The organism is Pseudomonas sp. PDM31, from assembly GCF_019218965.1.
GTDB lineage: Bacteria > Pseudomonadota > Gammaproteobacteria > Pseudomonadales > Pseudomonadaceae > Aquipseudomonas.
Genome location: NZ_JAHUWS010000007.1, coordinates 282839 through 301198, shown reverse-complemented (window position 1 = coordinate 301198; position 18360 = coordinate 282839). Strand labels below are relative to the sequence as shown.

Genomic DNA, 18360 nt, shown 5'->3' with positions numbered 1-18360 from the left:
GCTCTCGGTTTAACGACGAAGCTCGGCAACGAAGTCGTAGTAGTCGTTGCGGCAATAAGTGTCAGTGACTTCGATCGGCGTGTTGTCTTCCAGATAGCCAACCCGGGTCATCAGCAGCATGGCGGTACCGGGGGCGATGCCGACCAGCGCGGCGAACTCGTCCGAGGCATTGATCGCCTGGATGTGCTGCAAGGCGCGAACCACGGGTTTGCCGATGCCGTCGAGGTATTCGTAGAGGGAGTCACCCACGGCTTGCGGTTTGGCAATGATCGAGGCGGGCAGGGTGCTCATCTCGATCGCCATCACCGTGTCATCGGCCTTGCGCAGGCGTTTGAGGCGCGCAACCTTGTCGTTGGGCGAAAGCCCCAGGCGGATCAGTTCTTCGTGGGTGGGCAGGGTGATTTGCCGCTCCAGCCATTGCGAGCCGGGTACGAAACCCTTGAGGCGGAGCATTTCGCTAAAGCCCGAAAGGCGTGACAGGGGTTGCTCCAGGCGCGGCGTGATGAAGGTGCCGGAACCCTGGTTGCGGCGGATCAGCCCCTGTTCGAACAGCACTTCCAGTGCCTTGCGGGCGGTAACGCGGGAAATGCCCAGCAATTCGCTGAGGTTGCGTTCCGAAGGCATGGCCTGTTCGGCTTTCCACTGGCCGGCATGGATCGCCGCTTCCAGATTGCGTGCCAGTTGCAGGTAAAGCGGCGTCGGTTGGGTGTCGTCGGGCTTTAGGGCCTGGAGGTCGTTCATGGCTGGTGTCCGCGGCGGATATTGGAGTGTTTTCGCCAGTGAGTGCAGCGAAAACTAATACCACTTGAATACCATGTCAACGCACCGGGCTAGCGGGTGGCGCAGTAAATCGGGCCTCATTTGGCTGCGTGGAAAGGTGTTGGTTTGAAGTGGTATTAGGTGAGGGGGTTTTTAAAGCAAATATCGCAGCCTTCGGCAGCTCCTACAGGGGGCAATGGTATTCACCCTGCAGGCGCTGCCGAAGGCTGCGATCTCTTGAATTATTTTTTTCGAGGGCGACCAACGGTCGTAAGCATTACGGTCGGATTTCGATCATCGTGCCGTCCGGCACCAGGTTCCAGACTTCGCGCATGTCCATGTTGCGCATGGCGATGCAGCCGTCGGTCCAGTCCAGGGTATGGAACAGGTCTTCAGGGGTGTCCTCGGTGTCCGGGGTACCGTGGATCATGATCATGCCGCCGGGCTCGACGCCTTCGCGGCGGGCGCGGGCAGAGTCGCTGATGTTCGGATAGGAGACGTGCATCGCCAGGTTGAAACGATCGCTGACCTTGCGCCAGTCAACCCAGTACAAACCTTCCGGCGTACGTTTGTCGCCCTCCATCAGCTTGGGGCCCTTGGGGCGTTTGCCCAGGGAAATGCGATAGGTCTTGAGCGGCTTGCCGTCATTGATCAATTGCAATTGATGGGCGGACTTGAGAACCAGAATTTTCTCGATGACTTTGCCGTTGTAGGTTTCCGTGGCCGAAGCCTGGGTTACCGCAACGAACGACAAGCAGAGCAAGGCAAGCAACCAGCGCATTGAAACGATTCCCCAGAGGTGTCGCGACTATATATTTATAGGTGTTTTTTTAAGTGATGGCAGGCTGAGCGAGCGGCGGGATCGATTCGGACCGTACGGGATAGACCTCGGTCCGCCGGTCAGCGAAGAAGCATTCTAAGGTACGACCCACCGTGCGGAAAGCCAGGTCGGACCAAGGGATGTCGGCTTCTTCGAAAAGCTGCACTTGCAGGCTCTCCGGGCCGGCCGCAAAGTCCAGGTCCGCCAGTTCAGCCCGGAAGAACACATGCACCTGGCTGATGTGCGGTACGTCAATCAGGGTATAGATGCTCAGGTTGCGCACCCGGGCGCAGGCTTCCTCGGCGGTTTCGCGAATTGCCGCCTGTTCGATGGTCTCGCCGTTTTCCATGAAACCGGCGGGCAGGGTCCAGTAACCCCGCCGTGGCTCGATGGCGCGGCGGCACAGCAATACCTTCGAACCCCAGGTCGCCACGCAGCCGGCAACGATATTGGGGTTCTGGTAATGAATCACATGACAGCTGTCGCAGACGAACCGCAGGCGTGAATCGCCTTCGGGAATGCGCTGGGTCACCGGATTACCGCACTGGCTGCAAAATTTCATGCTTGGTTTCCTGAATGCTGCGCCTATCTTGGCGTGCACCGGTGTCTGTCGGCAAGTTGTCGTTTCGCGACATGCGCCTGTTCGGGGGCTTGGGCGAGCGCAATGATTGGTGCATGATGCAGGGTAAGGCACTGATCGAGAACACTCATGCTGGACGAGCTACTGCATCGGGTAAGCAACCACACTCCGCACACGCTGGAGACCGACCTGCGTTTTCCCGAGGCCGCGGTGCTGGTGCCCATCACCCGCAGTGACAAGCCCGAACTGGTGCTGACCCTGCGTGCCAGTGGTCTCTCGACCCATGGCGGCGAAGTCGCCTTCCCCGGCGGGCGTCGTGACCCTGAAGACCCCGACCTGGTCTTCACCGCCCTGCGCGAAGCCGAGGAAGAAATCGGCCTGCCTCCGGGCCTGGTGGAAGTGATCGGCCCGCTCAGCCCGTTGATTTCCCTGCATGGCATCATGGTCACGCCCTATGTGGGCGTGATTCCGGACTTCGTCGAGTACCGGGCCAACGATGCCGAGATCGCCGCGGTGTTCAGTGTACCGCTGGAGTTCTTCTGCAATGACCCGCGTGAACATACCCACCGCATCGATTACCAGGGCCGCAGCTGGTATGTGCCCAGCTATCGCTTCGGCGAGTACAAGATCTGGGGGCTGACAGCGATCATGATCGTCGAGTTGATCAACCTGCTGTATGACGCGAAAATCAGCCTGCACCAGCCTCCCAAAAGCTTTATCCATACTTGAGCCATCGTTCGAATGGCCTGAACCTGATCGCTACCAATAAAAGCCGGCCTGAGCCCTGAGGACAACGAGATGAAATACCGCCTGGGCGACGCCCGCGTCGAAACCCACCCACAGAGCTGGGTCGCGCCCAATGCCGTGCTGGTGGGCAAGGTCAAACTGGAAGAGGGCGCCAACGTCTGGTTCAACGCCGTGCTGCGGGGCGACAACGAGTTGATCCTGATCGGCAAGAACAGCAACGTCCAGGACGGTACGGTGATGCACACCGACATGGGCTTCCCGCTGACCATCGGCACCGGCGTGACCATTGGCCACAATGCCATGCTTCACGGCTGCACCGTCGGCGACTACAGCCTGATCGGCATTAATGCGGTGATCCTCAACGGCGCGAAAATCGGCAAGAATTGCATCATCGGCGCCAACTCGCTGATCGGCGAGGGCAAGGAGATCCCCGACGGTTCGCTGGTCATGGGCTCGCCTGGCAAGGTGGTGCGCGAATTGACCGACGGGCAGAAGAAGATGCTTGAGGCCAGTGCTGCGCACTATGTGCATAACTCCCAGCGTTATGCCCGGGATCTGGTTGAGCAACAAGAATGACCATCACTGAGCGCCCGGTTGCATCGCCATGCGTGAATATTTGTGCGCTGGACGACGATGATATCTGCACCGGCTGCCAGCGCACGGTCGAGGAGATCACCCGCTGGAGCCGCATGAATAATGACGAGCGGCGGGCGGTATTGGGGTTGTGTCATGAGCGGGCGAAGGCGAGTGGGCTGGTCTGGATGTTGCCTTCGAAGTCCTGACTCAACTGCAAAAGCCCCTCACCCTAACCCTCCCGAAACGTCGGACCGCCCGGGGGGAGAGGGAACTGATCGAGTTGGATGCTGGGGTTACGCCGGCCTGAGATATTGAGTCGAACTCAGGTTTGAGAAGCACAAAAAGCCCCTCACCCTAACCCTCTCCCGGGGGGAGAGGGAACTGATCGAGTTGGATGCTGGGGTTACGCCGACCTGAGATATTGAGTCGATCTCAGGTTTGAGAAGCACAAAGAGCCCCTCACCCTAACCCTCTCCCGGGGGGAGAGGGAACTGATCGAGTTGGATGCTGGGGTTACGCCGACTTGAAATATTGAGTCGAACTCAGGTTTGAGAAGCACACAGAGCCCCTCACCCTAACCCTCTCCCGGGGGGAGAGGGAACTGATCAAGTTGGATGCTGGGGTTACACCGACCTGAGATATCAAGCCAAACTCAGGTTGGAACAGCACGAAGATCGGCTCCCTTTCCCCCTCTCCCCCTTGGGGGAGAGGGCTGGGGTGAGGGGGTGGCTCTTGATCTTTGCAATGCATCGCACCACACCGGGTATTGGTCCACCCCCACCCCCTGAAGTACCCTGTGCGCCAAATTGACAGGTACCCCCATGCTCTTCCTGATCGCTTACATCGGCAGCGTCGTGCTGATCAACTATGCCTTTTCCACAGCCCCGCACCTGGACATCATCTGGTCGGCCTGGGGCGGCCTGGTATTCATCTTGCGCGACATGGTGCAAACCCGCTTCGGCCATGGTGCCCTGGTGGCGATGCTGGCGGCGCTGGTGCTGTCCTATATCACCTCCGATCCTTCTATCGCCCTGGCCAGCGCCACGGCGTTCGCGGTATCCGAGTGCATCGACTGGCTGGTATTCAGCATCACCAAACGCCCACTGCACGACCGCCTGTGGATAAGTTCGGCCCTGAGCATCCCCATCGACACCTTCATTTTCTTCGGCATGATCGACGCGCTTACCCCCGGAGTGATCCTCACGGCCCTGGGGTCGAAGTTCGCCGGGGTCACGGCGGTGTGGCTGATCATGGCCTGGCGCCTGCGCAAACAGGCCATCGTCAGCTGAAGCCAAACCCCGCGGTTCATGTAAAATGCCGCGCTTTCTCCCATGGGAAGTGTGCCAGGCGCCGCGTCCCTCGATGATCCGCTTCTTGAGGACCTTCAGATGACCCGTATCGGAACTCCATTGTCGCCCACCGCGACCCGCGTATTGATGTGTGGCTGTGGCGAGTTGGGCAAGGAAGTGGTGATCGAGCTGCAACGCCTGGGCGTTGAAGTGATTGCCGTGGACCGTTACGCCAACGCGCCGGCCATGCAGGTTGCCCATCGCAGCCATGTGATCAACATGCTCGACGGCGCAGCCCTGCGTGCGGTCATCGAAGCCGAGAAGCCGCACTTCATCGTGCCGGAAATCGAAGCCATCGCCACCGCGACCCTGGTGGAGCTGGAGTCCGAAGGCTTCACCGTGATTCCGACCGCGCGTGCTGCGCAGTTGACCATGAACCGTGAAGGCATCCGTCGCCTGGCCGCCGAAGAGCTGGACCTGCCAACCTCGCCGTACCATTTTGCCGACACCTTCGAGGACTACAGCAAGGCCGTCGAAGACCTTGGTTTCCCGTGTGTGGTCAAACCGGTCATGAGCTCATCGGGCAAAGGCCAGAGCCTGTTGCGCAGCATTGATGACGTCAAGCAGGCCTGGGATTACGCCCAGGAAGGCGGTCGCGCCGGCAAAGGCCGGGTGATCGTTGAAGGTTTCATTGATTTCGACTACGAAATCACCCTGCTGACCGTGCGTCACGTCGGCGGTACCACATTCTGCGCGCCGGTCGGCCATCGTCAGGAGAAGGGCGATTACCAGGAGTCCTGGCAGCCGCAGGCCATGAGCCCGATTGCCCTGGCCGAATCCGAGCGCGTGGCCAAAGCGGTCACCGAGGCCCTGGGTGGTCGCGGTCTGTTTGGCGTCGAGTTGTTCATCAAAGGTGATCAGGTGTGGTTCAGCGAAGTCTCGCCACGTCCACATGACACTGGCCTGGTCACCCTGATCTCCCAGGACTTGTCGCAGTTCGCCCTGCACGCACGGGCGATTCTGGGCTTGCCGATTCCCTTGATCCGTCAGTTCGCGCCATCGGCTTCGGCAGTGATCCTGGTGGAAGGGCAGTCGACCCAGACCGCATTCGCCAACCTGGGCGCCGCGTTGAGCGAGCCGGATACCGCGCTGCGACTGTTCGGCAAGCCTGAGGTCAATGGCCAGCGTCGCATGGGTGTTGCCCTGGCCCGCGACGAGTCGATCGAAGCCGCGCGCGCCAAGGCGACCCGTGCTGCGCAGGCGGTGGTTGTAGAGTTGTAAAAACCACTCTGGCGGGCCTATAACTTCTATGGGGCCGCCACAATTTACTGTAGGAGCGAGCCGGCTCGCGATGGACTCAAGAGCACCGCGGGGAACCAGCCCCCCGCGTTATCGTTAACGACCATCGCGAGCCTGCTCGCTCCTACAGGGGTTGTTGATCGACTACCCTTTATGAAAGCCCCAGGCCTGTACGCATGAATTCCCAAAGCATCATCGTCCCTAAAATCTCCACCCTGCCGGTGCACGAACCCCGGGCTCGGGCTGTCGTGCGCTGGCTGGTGCGCAAGAACATCATCGAGGAAGAACTGAGCACCTGTGGCCGCACCGGCAATCGCATGGCCCACGCCATCGGCGACGGTGCCCGCGCGGTGGTCCTGCGCCCGGAGGCGTTGCCGTTCGGCGAGCCGGTCAACGGCCTGGAGATTGTCACCAAGCGCTGCATTTATACGCCGGCCAAAGGTTTTCTTGAGGAAGCGGGCTGCGCCGAGTGCCGCAAGGAAATCGGCGAGGCACTGTTCGAAAGCCTGGAAGACTGGATGCCGGGCCGCACGGACAACTTCACCTGCCCCGAATGCGGGCATGAAGATGACATCAACGGCTTTCTGTTTTTGCAGGAATGCGGGTTCTCCAACCTCGGGTTCATTTTCAATAACTGGGCCGAGGCCGGGTTCAAACAGAGCTTTATCGACGAGTTTGCCGATTGGCTCGATCAACCGGTGAGTTGGGTGAAAGTCGAGTTGTGACACGTCTTACGGACGGCGTTATCGTTCATCGCCGGCAAGCCAGCCCCTACATGATCAACGCCGAATCTGTAGGAGCCGGCTTGCTGGCGATGCTCGTCAAATCTCCCGTCGATCACTGCATCGATAATAGATAGAGTTTTACATTGAACCCGAGAGGGTGTCTGACTATAATGGCGCGCTTCCATTTTCCCGCTCGGGAGCCCCCGCGATGCTGCGTATCAGCCAAGAAGCTCTGACATTCGACGACATTCTCCTAGTGCCCGGTTATTCCGAGGTGCTTCCTAACGAAGTCAGTCTCAAGACCCGCCTTACCCGTGGCATCGAGCTGAATATCCCCCTGGTTTCCGCTGCCATGGACACCGTCACTGAAGCCCGTCTGGCAATTGCCATGGCTCAGGAAGGTGGTATCGGCATCATCCACAAGAACATGACCATCGAGCAGCAAGCTGCCGAAGTTCGCAAGGTCAAGCGTTACGAAGCCGGTGTAGTCAAGGATCCGATCACCATCGAGGCCGATGCCACGGTGCGTGAACTGTTCGAACTGACCCGCATGCACAACATCTCCGGCGTTCCGGTACTGCACAATGGCGACCTGGTCGGCATCGTGACCTCCCGTGACGTGCGATTCGAGAACCGTCTGGAAGCCACTGTCCGTGAAGTGATGACGCCTAAAGAGCGTCTGGTCACGGTCAAGGAAGGCGCTGACAAGAACGACGTTCGTGAGCTGTTGCACAAGAACCGCATCGAGCGCGTGCTGATCGTCGACGACAAATTCGCCCTCAAAGGCATGATGACCGTCAACGACATCGAAAAAGCCAAGGCTTACCCGCTGGCCAGCAAGGACGATCAAGGTCGTCTGCGCGTTGGCGCTGCTGTCGGCACCGGCAAAGATACCGGCGACCGCGTTGCCGCCCTGGTCGCTGCCGGCGTTGACGTGGTGGTGGTCGACACCGCTCACGGTCACTCCAAAGGCGTGATCGACCGCGTTCGCTGGGTCAAACAGAATTTCCCTGAAGTGCAGGTCATCGGCGGCAACATCGCCACCGGCGCTGCCGCCAAGGCCCTGGCCGAAGCTGGCGCCGACGCAGTCAAGGTCGGTATCGGCCCTGGCTCGATCTGCACCACCCGTATCGTCGCCGGTGTCGGCGTGCCGCAAATCAGTGCCATCGCCAACGTTGCCGCTGCCCTTGAAGGCACCGGCGTACCGCTGATCGCCGACGGCGGCATCCGTTTCTCCGGTGACCTGTCCAAGGCCATCGTCGCCGGTGCCTCCTGCGTGATGATGGGCTCGATGTTCGCCGGTACTGAAGAAGCACCTGGCGAGATCGAACTGTTCCAGGGTCGTTCGTACAAGGCTTATCGCGGCATGGGTTCGCTGGGCGCCATGTCCCAGGCTCAAGGCTCCTCCGACCGTTACTTCCAGGACTCCTCGGCCGGTGCCGAGAAGCTGGTTCCGGAAGGCATCGAAGGGCGTGTTCCGTACAAGGGCACCCTGAGCGCCATCATTCACCAGCTGATGGGCGGCCTGCGTTCCTCGATGGGTTACACCGGCAGTGCCGACATCGAAGAAATGCGCACCAAGCCTGAGTTCGTGCGGATCACTGGCGCTGGCATGGCCGAGTCCCACGTTCACGACGTACAGATCACCAAAGAAGCGCCAAACTACCGCGTAGGTTGAGCCTTCAAGCAACAAGCTAAGCAACCGGGGCTGTTTTATTCAGCCCCGAGTTGTTTCTGAATCACGACTGTTTCTGAATGACTTAGACGAGACTGAATCATGGCCCTCGATATTCACGCTCACCGCATCCTGATCCTCGACTTCGGTTCCCAGTACACCCAACTGATCGCCCGCCGCGTGCGCGAAATCGGCGTGTACTGCGAACTGCACCCGTTCGACATGGACGAAGATGCGATCCGCGAATTCGCGCCTAAAGGCGTCATCCTCGCCGGCGGCCCGGAGTCGGTCCACGAAGCCGACAGCCCTCGCTGCCCGCAGGCCGTGTTCGACCTGGGCGTACCAGTCTTCGGTATCTGCTACGGCATGCAGACCATGGCCGAGCAACTGGGCGGCAAGGTTGAAGGTTCCGAGCTGCGTGAGTTCGGTTATGCCCGCGTAGACGTAGTCGGCAAGAGCCGTCTGCTCGACGGCATCGAAGACCACATCGACGCCGATGGCCTGTTCGGCCTCGACGTATGGATGAGCCACGGTGACAAGGTCACCAAGATGCCGGAAGACTTCCACATCCTGGCCAGCACCCCGAGCTGCCCGATTGCCGGCATGTTCAGCGACGAGCGTCGCTACTACGGCGTGCAGTTCCACCCGGAAGTGACCCACACCAAGCAGGGCGGCCGCATCCTGTCGCGCTTCATCCTCGACATCTGCGAGTGTGAAGCCCTGTGGACTCCGTCGAAGATCGCTGAAGACGCCATCGCCCAGGTTCGCGCCCAGGTCGGCACCGACAACGTCCTGCTCGGCCTGTCCGGCGGTGTGGACTCGTCCGTGGTTGCCGCGCTGCTGCACAAGGCCATCGGCGACCAGCTGACTTGCGTATTCGTCGACAACGGCCTGCTGCGCCTGCACGAAGGCGAGCAGGTTATGGCCATGTTCGCCGAGAACATGGGCGTCAAGGTGATCCGCGCCAACGCTGAGGACCAGTTCCTCAATAACCTGGCCGGCGAAGCCGACCCGGAGAAGAAGCGCAAGATCATCGGCCGCACCTTCATCGACGTATTCGATGCCCAGTCCAACAAGCTGGACAACATCAAGTACCTGGCGCAAGGCACCATCTACCCGGACGTGATCGAGTCGGCTGGCGCGAAAAGCGGCAAGGCCCACGTGATCAAGTCGCACCACAACGTGGGCGGCCTGCCGGAAGAAATGAACCTCAAGCTGGTTGAACCCCTGCGCGAACTGTTCAAGGACGAAGTCCGTCGTCTGGGCCTGGAACTGGGCCTGCCGTACGACATGGTCTACCGTCACCCGTTCCCGGGCCCGGGCCTGGGTGTGCGCATCCTCGGTGAAGTGAAGAAGGAATACGCCGACCTGCTGCGTCGCGCCGACCACATCTTCATCGAAGAACTGCGCAAGGCCGACTGGTACCACAAGGTCAGCCAGGCATTCGTAGTGTTCCAGCCGGTGAAATCGGTGGGCGTGGTTGGCGATGGCCGTCGTTACGCCTGGGTCGTGGCCCTGCGTGCCGTGGAAACCATCGACTTCATGACCGCGCGTTGGGCTCACCTGCCTTACGAGCTGCTGGAAACCGTCAGTGGCCGCATCATCAATGAAATCGAAGGCATCTCCCGCGTGACTTATGATGTGTCGAGCAAGCCGCCAGCGACCATTGAGTGGGAATGATGGGACGTCCGGCATTGCCCGGCACGATCTAGCAAGAAATGCCCTGAAGCCCGCGTAATTGCGGGCTTTTGGCTTTTTGGGTCTGGCAAATTCTGGCAGCTTTGCGCATCGCCAGCACCGTGGTTATGTGGCGTGGTACGGGCATTGACTGAGCCTAATGCCATGCCTGGTGCTCGATACCCTGTCGCCTTTTCAGGGAAGGGTACGGTATCAAATCTCATCATCAACCCGGTTTCATTGGTTTTATCGTGGTGCATGAGTGCTTTTCTGGGCATGGTGTCTAGTCCTGAAATAGGTTTACCCCTGTTTCACCCTACGCCCACTGCTTTCTCCGGCCAGATCTTCGATATCTTTCTTCGCACCCTTCCAGCGGCACAGCAGCAGCTGACTTGCGTTCGCTTCTGTTATCTTGACGCAGTCCAGTTCGGCAGGCAGTTCAGCATTGCTGTCGCGCAAGCGTATGGAAAGGTAAAACGCGCCATTGCTTGGCCACTTAGCAGGGTCCTTGATGTTTTCGGACTTACCGCTGCTGTAAAACTCCGACGAGTAGGAGCGGCGACCGGGATAGATGAGGGGAGCCGATTGAGCCGGCGGCACATTGAGCCAGGCCTGCACTACATCTCGCTGATTCTGAGATCGGTCCTCAAGCACGCAGGTATAGATAATGGCTGCACCCACAATTGGTAATGCCAAAGCGCTCGCAGCAGCAGCCCGAGTGGTCTTGGGGCCAGCCTCGCTAATTCGCCATGCGAGGAGCAACGCCCAGGCTGGCAGAGCTGGAAGCAGATAGGTCCAGAGTATGTTGCCAGCGAAAGTGAAGAAGACAGGAGTCGCCAATGCCCAGAGACACAGGTATGCCTCGAACCGCTGAATCGCCTGACCCTTGCGAATCATCAGGGGCAGGAAGAATACCCAAGGCACTAGCGCCAAACCAAGCTGAATCCAGATGGTGCCGTAGGGCTTGGCATGAGCACTGCCATAGAGATCCCCAGCCCACTCACTGACGACATATCGGCTCCAGTGCTCACCGACAAAGAAATACTCCATGAAGCCAGGTGTCTTCATTTCTGCCGCGACATACCAGGGTACTGATATGCCAAGCATGAGAATAAGTCCGGTTACCCAGGGAAGCCTCAGAACCCGATACCATTCTTTGTGGATGACGATCCAGACGAACGCTGGCATGCCCATCAGCACCAGGGTCAGTGGTCCTTTAGCAAGTAAGCCCAAGCCCAGTCCAACGAACATCAGGTAGGCGTCCGCTTTACTTTCACACTTCATCCAACGCCAAAAACCATAGCTGGCCAACAGTATCGAGAACGACAGCACAGGGTCAGTCAGCACAACACCGCTGGATACCAGGCCAAGCGACGTGCTGGAAAAGATGATGGCTGCCCAGATGCCCGTTTTGCGCGATATCTCCTGTGTCGCAAGCTTAACGATGATGAAACAGCTTGCCAGGTGCAGTAGCCAGGCCGGGAATCGGACCGCGAATTCGTTGATGCCGAACACTTTAATGCTCGCTGCCTGGGTCCAGAAAGACAGTGGTGGCTTGCCCCAGAACGGCACTCCGTAGTCGAACATGGGGGTGACCCAGTCATTCAATTCGACCATCTTGCGTGCCATTTCGGCATAGCGTGCTTCGGACGTATCCATCAGGGGGTATACACCCAGCCCCAGGAGACGCAAAAGCAGAATCGAGCCCAGTACCCACCACAGGGTCCGCTCGTTTTTCAAGTTCAGCATTTCTTACTCTCGATCGAGGAACTCGGAGGGTGGAGAGTTACGGGACTCGTTTTGCTATTTCTCTTCAGGAAATAGAGGGGCCGGCGTTTCACTTCTGTGAGTGTCACACCCAGATATTCCCCTACCATGGCAACACCGACGCACATGAAAGAGGCTATAACGACCAGCAGGTGATGGATGTCGAAGCTGCCTGCCACGAACGCTGCAAGCAGGTAGCAGATGCTGGAAATAAAGAGGCCGAAGCTAATGAAGCTAAAAATACGCAGCGGCTTGCGAGAGAAACTGAGAATGCTTTCGATGGCCAGGTTGAACAGGCCAGCAGCGTTCCACTTGGTGTTTCCGGCATGGCGAGCAGTGCGATTGTAAGATAGCTCGATGGTGCGAAAGCCAACCCAGCCGATCAGGCTCTTGAGAGTTCTGGAGCGTTCATCCAGCGCTCGCAGAGCGAACACGGGAGCAGGACCAATCAGGCGGAAGTCACTGACATCTGTCGGGAGATCAACCATATCCACCAGGCGTTGCATGATCCAGTAATAGCCCCGTGCACTCATGCGCTTGAGCCAGGAGTCACCGGTTCGCAGGCTACGCTGCATGTTCACCACGTCGTAACCCCTCTGCCAGTAGTCCACCATGGTAGAAATGAGCTCAGGTGGGTCCTGCAGGTCGACGTCAATGAAGATCAGTGCGCTGCCGCGGGCATGGTCTATCCCCGCACTCATAGCAGCCTCTTTGCCGAAGTTCCTGCTCAGGAACAGGCAGCGTACAGCTGATCCATCCTGATAGTGACGCAGTAGATCTGCAGTTCGGTCGTTGCTGCCATCGTCGATATAGAGAATCTCGCAGGAGACAGATAAATCCCGTACGACGCGGGTGATGCGTTGATGAAACTCGGGAATGGTTTGCTCTTCTTGAAAGCAGGGGACCACTATGGTTAACAAGGGATCAGGGCGTTCGGGAAGCCGATGTAATGTCTGCATGATTGAATGTCCAGAAACGATGTGCAATGAATCCGACCGCAGTGAGGGTTAACGTCACCACTGCTTGGGAGATAATCGGTGACAGATTCGATTTGATAAGAAACCACAAACCAAGGCCGTTACCGATGTTTGTTGCTAACGCGACTAGTGCAAACCTGATAGGCTGAAACCTACGAGTGCCGATGGCTGTAAAACACAACTCTCTGTTACCAATGAAACTCACGCTAGCGCCTACAATCCCCCCGCAAATGCTGGCCAGTAATGGATCGGTAAATCTTGTCGCGATCAGAGCGAGGAACACCAAGTAATGCACTCCCGTTGCTACTAACCCAATCCCGAGATAGCGAATCAGCAAAGCTAGATCGAATAGGCTTTTCTTTTTCATGCGCTATGTCTATGGAGGCAAAGGTGAATAAAATGTGAGTTAAAAACTCAAAGCTTCTTGGTTTTTTAGTGCTGAAGTCGGCACGCCGGGCTAGCACACCATAATATAAGAATGAGTGCCTTGGTATTACAATTCTGAAATGTAAGCGGCTGCATAACATCCGGGTGACCTGTAAATTACAATTTTGAAAGAAAAGAACTTGGTTGGTGTTATTGAGTTAAATTCCCCCGTGTCAAGGGGGGGTAAATATGGTTGCGCAAAATGAAATATGCACAGCCGGTACTATTTATTACAGTGCTGATATGTTGAATGATCTCCAAGTTAGTGATCAGTTAGCGCTGGCGTTTTTCGCAACTGCTCGATGTGCGAGTTTTAAACAGGCGGCCAGAGACCTCAACGTAGGGATCACGCCGAGGTGTGGTTGGATATCCATGCAGAGTGCACCCTGCAAATGCTTTCTGAGAAGGAATGGAGTGGGAGTGATCGGGCGTCCGGCATAGGCTGGCAGCGATCGACCCAAAAGCCTTAAGTCCGCGTAACTGCAGGCTTTTTTCTATTCTCTGATGGCGTTTCGGAGCATACAGAAGTACGTCGGTATACGCGTTTCCCTGTAGGAGCGAGCCTGCTCGCGATGGTCGTTAACGATCACGCGGGGAGTCTGATTCCCCGTGGTGCTCTTGAGTCCATCGCGAGCCTGCTCGCTCCTACAGTTGTCGACCGCATTCTCCTGTTTCGCAATCAAAGCGGTTTTGACCAGCCGGCCAAGGTCAGCTTCATCTCTTTGAGTGCCTGCAGAAGTGCGGCCACGCTTTCAAAGCGTTTGCCATCGACCGAGGGCCACGAGGGGCGCTCAATGTAGTAACGGCCGGACTCTTTGATGATCGGTGTGGACGTAACGATGTTGTTGCGGCCGCGATGAACAATCTGGATGCCAGTGTTACCGGGTTCACGTTTCAGGGTGAACATGCCCGGGCGAGACAGCAATGTGTCGATCTGCGCTTCAGTCTTCGGTAACCATGGGGTCTCGATCTGCAGACGTAGATCGCCTTTTACGAAACCTTCGGATTTACCCGGTTGGTTGCGCAAGCTTCTACCCGGGTCGGGTTCAATACCGGTGGACAAACCTTCGGCCACATCTTCGACGCGCACCCCGAGGACACCTTCCAGTTCGCTGACCCCCGCGACGCCCTTAAAGGTATTGGAGTGAGCGTTGCCCATCAAAGCCACCCACTTGTGGGCGCCCCGCGCTGATTGATCGGCGCGGATGATGATTCGGGCATGGAAATTCATCATTTTAAGCCGTGCTGTCACATCACTCACCCCCATACCCGAGACCCGATAGCTGGCCGCGCTATCGATGGCCTGGATGCGGATGCCATGTTTGTTGGCTTCGCGGACCACGGCGAGAAAGGTGTATCGCTCAAGAGGATCCGTCAGTTGGCCGGCGTCCAGTTCTGTCAGGTAAGCTTCCAAGTCCCTGGGCATGACCGACGTTTCGGCGAAGGCATCCAGTCCTGTTTGATGGAAATCAGTAAGCAGATGTTCCATGTACAGGGTCTTCACATCCTGCTCGGCCAAAGCCTGCATGTTGTCGATCAGAAACTGCTTGCTGCCGATGTCGGCGTGACTTTCGCCGATGACCAGTCCCTCGCTTTCTTCGAAAACGGTGCGAATAAAATCACCTTGGGCGATGTGCGGATCCAGTGACGGGATGTCAGGGCGCGGCGCAAGTTGAGGGTCTGCATAGAAGCGCGCAGCCTCTTCATACAGGCGCTTTCTGACGGCCTTGAAATGTTCGAAGGCCTCGGTTCGGGTCCTGGTCCCTATGCTGTCGATCAGCAGGTCGTCTTCGAGCCCGGCCGCTACATTTTTCAAATCGGCCCGCCATTGCAGAGCGACATCATAGGGGGAGGTCACCAGCGGTGTTTTTGCCGCAGGCAAGGCGGGATCCAGGGTCACGGGTACGTCGGGTGAGGCGACAGTCTCACCGTCACCCAGCGCCTCGCCCGGTTTGGCCTGAGGGTCGATGCGCACCCGGATTCGGGTCATGCCTTGCTCTTCCAGGGCATCGCTCAGTAGCTCGATATTGTCGAAGTGACGGCCACTCAACGACCATCGCGGATGGACGATGAACAGTCCGCCCCTGTCCTTTTGAATGTCGGTTGTCACCAGGGCGCCACTTTTGCTGCGGTGAGTCAGTTGGGGTTTACCGTCGACGTCCTGGACGGTGAACATGCCCGTATCGGGAAGGGCCTGCTCCATTGTGCGGGCGGTAGTGACGGGTGGCTGGCCGTGCAGGCGCAGACGCCAATCGCTTTTGACTTTGCCCAATGGACGATCAAACTCATCCAGCAGGCTTTTGCCGGGATCCTGTTCAAGGCCAATGGTTTTGCCGACGGGTACGTCTTCGATACGCAGCCCCGGCGTGCCTGTCAGCTCGCTGAGGCCGGCCACCTCATCGAACGTATTGACCCGTGTCTCGTCCACCAGCGCCACCCACTTGTGGGCGCCTCTGGCCGTCTGATCAATGCTGATGATGGTGTCCGAAAAGTAGTTCTTCATTTTGTGGCTGCTGGCGAAGGTCGTGTGCTCCATTCGGGGAAATCTGGAACTCGCCACGCAATCGATCGCCTGAACGCGGATATGGTTTTTCTGTGCGGTCCTGACCAGTTGCTGGTAGCCGTAACGCCCTGCCAGATCGGTGCCCTTGTTCACATCGAGTTTGCCAAGGTAGCGTTCGAGCGGCTCTGGCATTTTGCCCGTGTCATGGAAGACGTCCAGATCGGCCTGATGAATGTCGGTCAGCAGCCGGTCGAGGTAAAGCGTCTTGACCTTCTGTTTGCCCAATATCTGCATGTTGTCGATCAGCAGTTGCTGGCCGCCAATGCTGCCGCTTTCCTGTCCGAGCACCAGGCCCGGTGCGTCCGCCAGCAGGCGTTTGACGATGTCTTTGCTCGCTGTAGAAGGTTTGATGGGTGCAATGGCAGGCCGGGGCGGTAAGGACGGGTCGGCATAGAAGGTGATGGCGTCATCGTACAGACCGCGACGCAAGTCCCTGAAAGCCTGAAACGATCGCTCGCTGGCGTCTGTGGCGTCCAGCGGGAAGGTTTCGCTTCGGCCCTCGGCTAGCGCTGTCATTGCCGCTTTTGATTGTTCCGGCAGTTCATAGGAGGTCGGCGCTATTTCGACCTTGGGCAGGGGTGAAGGGCTTTGCCCCCAAGGCTTGAGCCCGAAAATTTTGCCTCCGCCACTGAGTCCCGTCCCCGCCTCCGAGCGGGGAACAGGTTCCCATTGCAACGCTTCGTTCTGTCGCACTGGAACATTGCGATAAAACGAGTACGGATTGGCCGGATCGATAATCACCCAACGCTTCATTTGCCCGACATAACGCACCTGATAGAAGCCATCCTGACCGGAGCGACGCATATAGATGTAGGTTTTGCCAGAGGGGGTCAGAATGATGTTGCGCATTTTCTGATCAACGAAGTCCTGGCGGGTCGCTTCGCTAATCTCTGTCTTGAAGGCATCGAGATAGTCCTGGGGTTCAGGCGGCAATATCCGTTGCGGGACGATCTCTTCAAGTTTGGGGATCGCGGCGCGGGCGATGGCACTTTCGCTCAACTGTTCCTCGGGGGCGAAGAACGCATCAGCCTCGGCAATTTCCGGTAACCGCCCGCTGCCTTTGATGAACGTGGTGTTGAACAAGGTATCGATGGCCGCAAAAATGGCGCCGGTTACGCCGGCCTTACGCTCGCCGGGCGTTTTGCCGTTGATGGCCTGGTCGATGTTCAAGCCGACGTTGGCGATGCCCGCGCCGACCACTGCCAGGGCCACTGGCCAGCCGACGGCCGCCAGAGGGCCGAACATACGGCCAAAGGCATTGAGGTAGCCCACCCAGAGTTTTTTGCGCAGGTCACCGTTGGAATGCAGCATGTAGTTGCAGTCGCTGATCATGCGGGCATGCACCGCATCGCTCAGGAAAGTGAAAGCATCCTGGTTCACCGAGTCGCTGGCATGGTCGATCAGATGATGGTCATTGGAGTGCCAGGCGTTGAACAACAAGTCCAGTACATGGGTGAGTCCGACATTTTCGCTGTGGGGTTCGCGAAACAACCACACAACCAGGCTGGAAACCGGCTTGATCACGGGGTTTACGCTGGCTAGCCAGTCCAGCTTCGACAGCTGGCGCGTCGGCGCGTCTTGCGTGATGTCGTGGTCAGCCACTTGAAAGTGCGCCATGAAGCGCTGGCGATCAGAGGAGTCCTTGATCGCGGACAAGATCCACCAGTGCAGATCGCGCGGTGTTTGCAGGGCATGAAAGCCCCAGATCTCACCCGGGACGTACAGAATCTGGCGGCCGCTCTGATCAATGATGCAAAGGATGTCGGTGGCGACAAAGTCCCCGACTTTCAACAGGGTCACGCGTAGTTCATTGCTGACGGGTGCCTCTGACTCCAGCATCTGAAGGGTCACCGGCCAGCTCACATTACTGGCGACGGCCTTGATCACGGTTTTGAAGTTCTTGTCGGACAACCGGCCGCCTTCGCGGTCTTCCATGGCCTTGGCGAGAAATGTGCACTTGGCCAATGCCCGATAAGTCTTGCCGTATTTTTTCCAGAACGAGGCGATTTTGTTTTTATAGCGGTCGGCGAAATTGATCGCCCAAAACTCCTTCAATACCTCGTTGCCATGCAGGCGCACTTCGTTGGTTTCGTTGTAATTGCCTGCATCTGCCCCGGCGCTGTAGAAGCCGCCATAAAGGTCCAGCAGATCGGCGTTGTCCTGGTCCTGGACATTGAAACGCTGGATGACCAACTGGGGCAGGGTCATGCTTTGCCAGGGCTTCTCGTAGAGGTGTTCCCAGCCGGTAATGGTTTTCGAACTGCTTTGGGCAAGGTGGAAACGATGGTAATAAACCTGCTCCGGCTCAAGGTGGGTGATGCCATGCTTGAGCAGAATGTCACTGGCGATGCCCCGGGCCATTTCGTACATATCGGGGCAGGCTTCAACCAGTGCGGGAACCAGCGATTTGATAGCCCGCAGGTCGCTTGCATCGGGCAGTACAGCGTTTTCAGTGGAGTTCACAGTGTCGTCCTTGAACA

The 18360-nt window shown here is 58.0% G+C and carries 15 protein-coding genes; 8 read left to right on the top strand and 7 right to left on the bottom strand.

Annotated elements, in window-relative coordinates:
- Window positions 1-9: 9 nt before the first annotated feature.
- The 3 genes from KW839_RS16165 to KW839_RS16155 all read right to left on the bottom strand — a co-directional run bounded on the left by KW839_RS16165 (window position 10) and on the right by KW839_RS16155 (window position 2141).
- Window positions 10-741, bottom strand: a complete 732-nt coding sequence (locus KW839_RS16165; RefSeq protein WP_060543140.1) for a GntR family transcriptional regulator — start codon at window positions 739-741, stop codon at window positions 10-12.
- 295 nt (window positions 742-1036) lie between these two features.
- Window positions 1037-1540 (bottom strand): murein L,D-transpeptidase family protein, encoded by a 504-nt coding sequence (locus KW839_RS16160; protein ID WP_060543141.1) that lies wholly within the window; start codon window positions 1538-1540, stop codon window positions 1037-1039.
- Between the two features lie 49 nt (window positions 1541-1589).
- The gene (locus tag KW839_RS16155; RefSeq protein WP_218424896.1) at window positions 1590-2141 is read right to left on the bottom strand and encodes an NUDIX hydrolase; all 552 of its coding nucleotides are present in this window, start codon (window positions 2139-2141) and stop codon (window positions 1590-1592) included.
- Window positions 2142-2288: 147 nt separating this feature from the next.
- Between KW839_RS16155 and KW839_RS16150 the strand changes: the two genes are divergently transcribed.
- From KW839_RS16150 to guaA, 8 genes are all read left to right on the top strand, one after another.
- Window positions 2289-2888 carry a CoA pyrophosphatase gene (locus tag KW839_RS16150; RefSeq protein ID WP_060543143.1) on the top strand — a complete coding sequence of 200 codons (600 nt, stop codon included), beginning with the start codon at window positions 2289-2291 and terminating at the stop codon, window positions 2886-2888.
- Between the two features lie 69 nt (window positions 2889-2957).
- Complete coding sequence (locus KW839_RS16145; RefSeq protein ID WP_218424895.1) at window positions 2958-3482, top strand: gamma carbonic anhydrase family protein; 525 nt, start codon at window positions 2958-2960, stop codon at window positions 3480-3482.
- Window positions 3483-3484: 2 nt separating this feature from the next.
- Window positions 3485-3688, top strand: a complete 204-nt coding sequence (locus tag KW839_RS16140) for a DUF1289 domain-containing protein (RefSeq protein ID WP_371318078.1) — start codon at window positions 3485-3487, stop codon at window positions 3686-3688.
- A 615-nt stretch (window positions 3689-4303) separates the two neighbouring features.
- On the top strand, window positions 4304-4771 hold the full coding sequence (locus KW839_RS16135) for a VUT family protein (protein WP_060543145.1): 468 nt from the start codon (window positions 4304-4306) through the stop codon (window positions 4769-4771).
- Window positions 4772-4870: 99 nt separating this feature from the next.
- Window positions 4871-6052: a formate-dependent phosphoribosylglycinamide formyltransferase gene (gene purT, locus KW839_RS16130; RefSeq protein WP_060543146.1), complete on the top strand. Its 1182-nt coding sequence runs from the start codon at window positions 4871-4873 to the stop codon at window positions 6050-6052.
- A gap of 194 nt (window positions 6053-6246) precedes the next feature.
- Window positions 6247-6795, top strand: coding sequence for a hypothetical protein (locus KW839_RS16125; RefSeq protein WP_060543147.1), 549 nt, complete (start codon window positions 6247-6249; stop codon window positions 6793-6795).
- Between the two features lie 208 nt (window positions 6796-7003).
- A complete protein-coding gene (gene guaB, locus KW839_RS16120; RefSeq protein WP_060543148.1) occupies window positions 7004-8473 on the top strand; it encodes an IMP dehydrogenase in 1470 nt (489 codons plus the stop codon).
- A gap of 99 nt (window positions 8474-8572) precedes the next feature.
- Window positions 8573-10150 carry a glutamine-hydrolyzing GMP synthase gene (gene guaA, locus KW839_RS16115; RefSeq protein WP_218424893.1) on the top strand — a complete coding sequence of 526 codons (1578 nt, stop codon included), beginning with the start codon at window positions 8573-8575 and terminating at the stop codon, window positions 10148-10150.
- A gap of 297 nt (window positions 10151-10447) precedes the next feature.
- On the opposite strand, the gene KW839_RS16110 is transcribed toward guaA, so the two are convergent.
- The 4 genes from KW839_RS16110 to KW839_RS16095 form a co-directional block, all read right to left on the bottom strand.
- Entirely contained in the window at window positions 10448-11896 is a 1449-nt protein-coding gene (locus KW839_RS16110; protein WP_218424892.1) for a glycosyltransferase family 39 protein, read from the bottom strand.
- Window positions 11890-12873, bottom strand: a complete 984-nt coding sequence (locus KW839_RS16105; protein WP_218424891.1) for a glycosyltransferase family 2 protein — start codon at window positions 12871-12873, stop codon at window positions 11890-11892. The genes KW839_RS16110 and KW839_RS16105 overlap by 7 nt, the downstream gene beginning before the upstream one ends.
- The gene (locus KW839_RS16100) at window positions 12839-13258 is read right to left on the bottom strand and encodes a GtrA family protein (protein ID WP_218424890.1); all 420 of its coding nucleotides are present in this window, start codon (window positions 13256-13258) and stop codon (window positions 12839-12841) included. Before KW839_RS16100 ends, KW839_RS16105 begins: the two co-directional genes overlap by 35 nt.
- A 738-nt stretch (window positions 13259-13996) precedes the next feature.
- Window positions 13997-18343, bottom strand: coding sequence for a membrane-targeted effector domain-containing toxin (locus KW839_RS16095; RefSeq protein ID WP_218424889.1), 4347 nt, complete (start codon window positions 18341-18343; stop codon window positions 13997-13999).
- Between the last annotated feature and the right edge of the window lie 17 nt (window positions 18344-18360).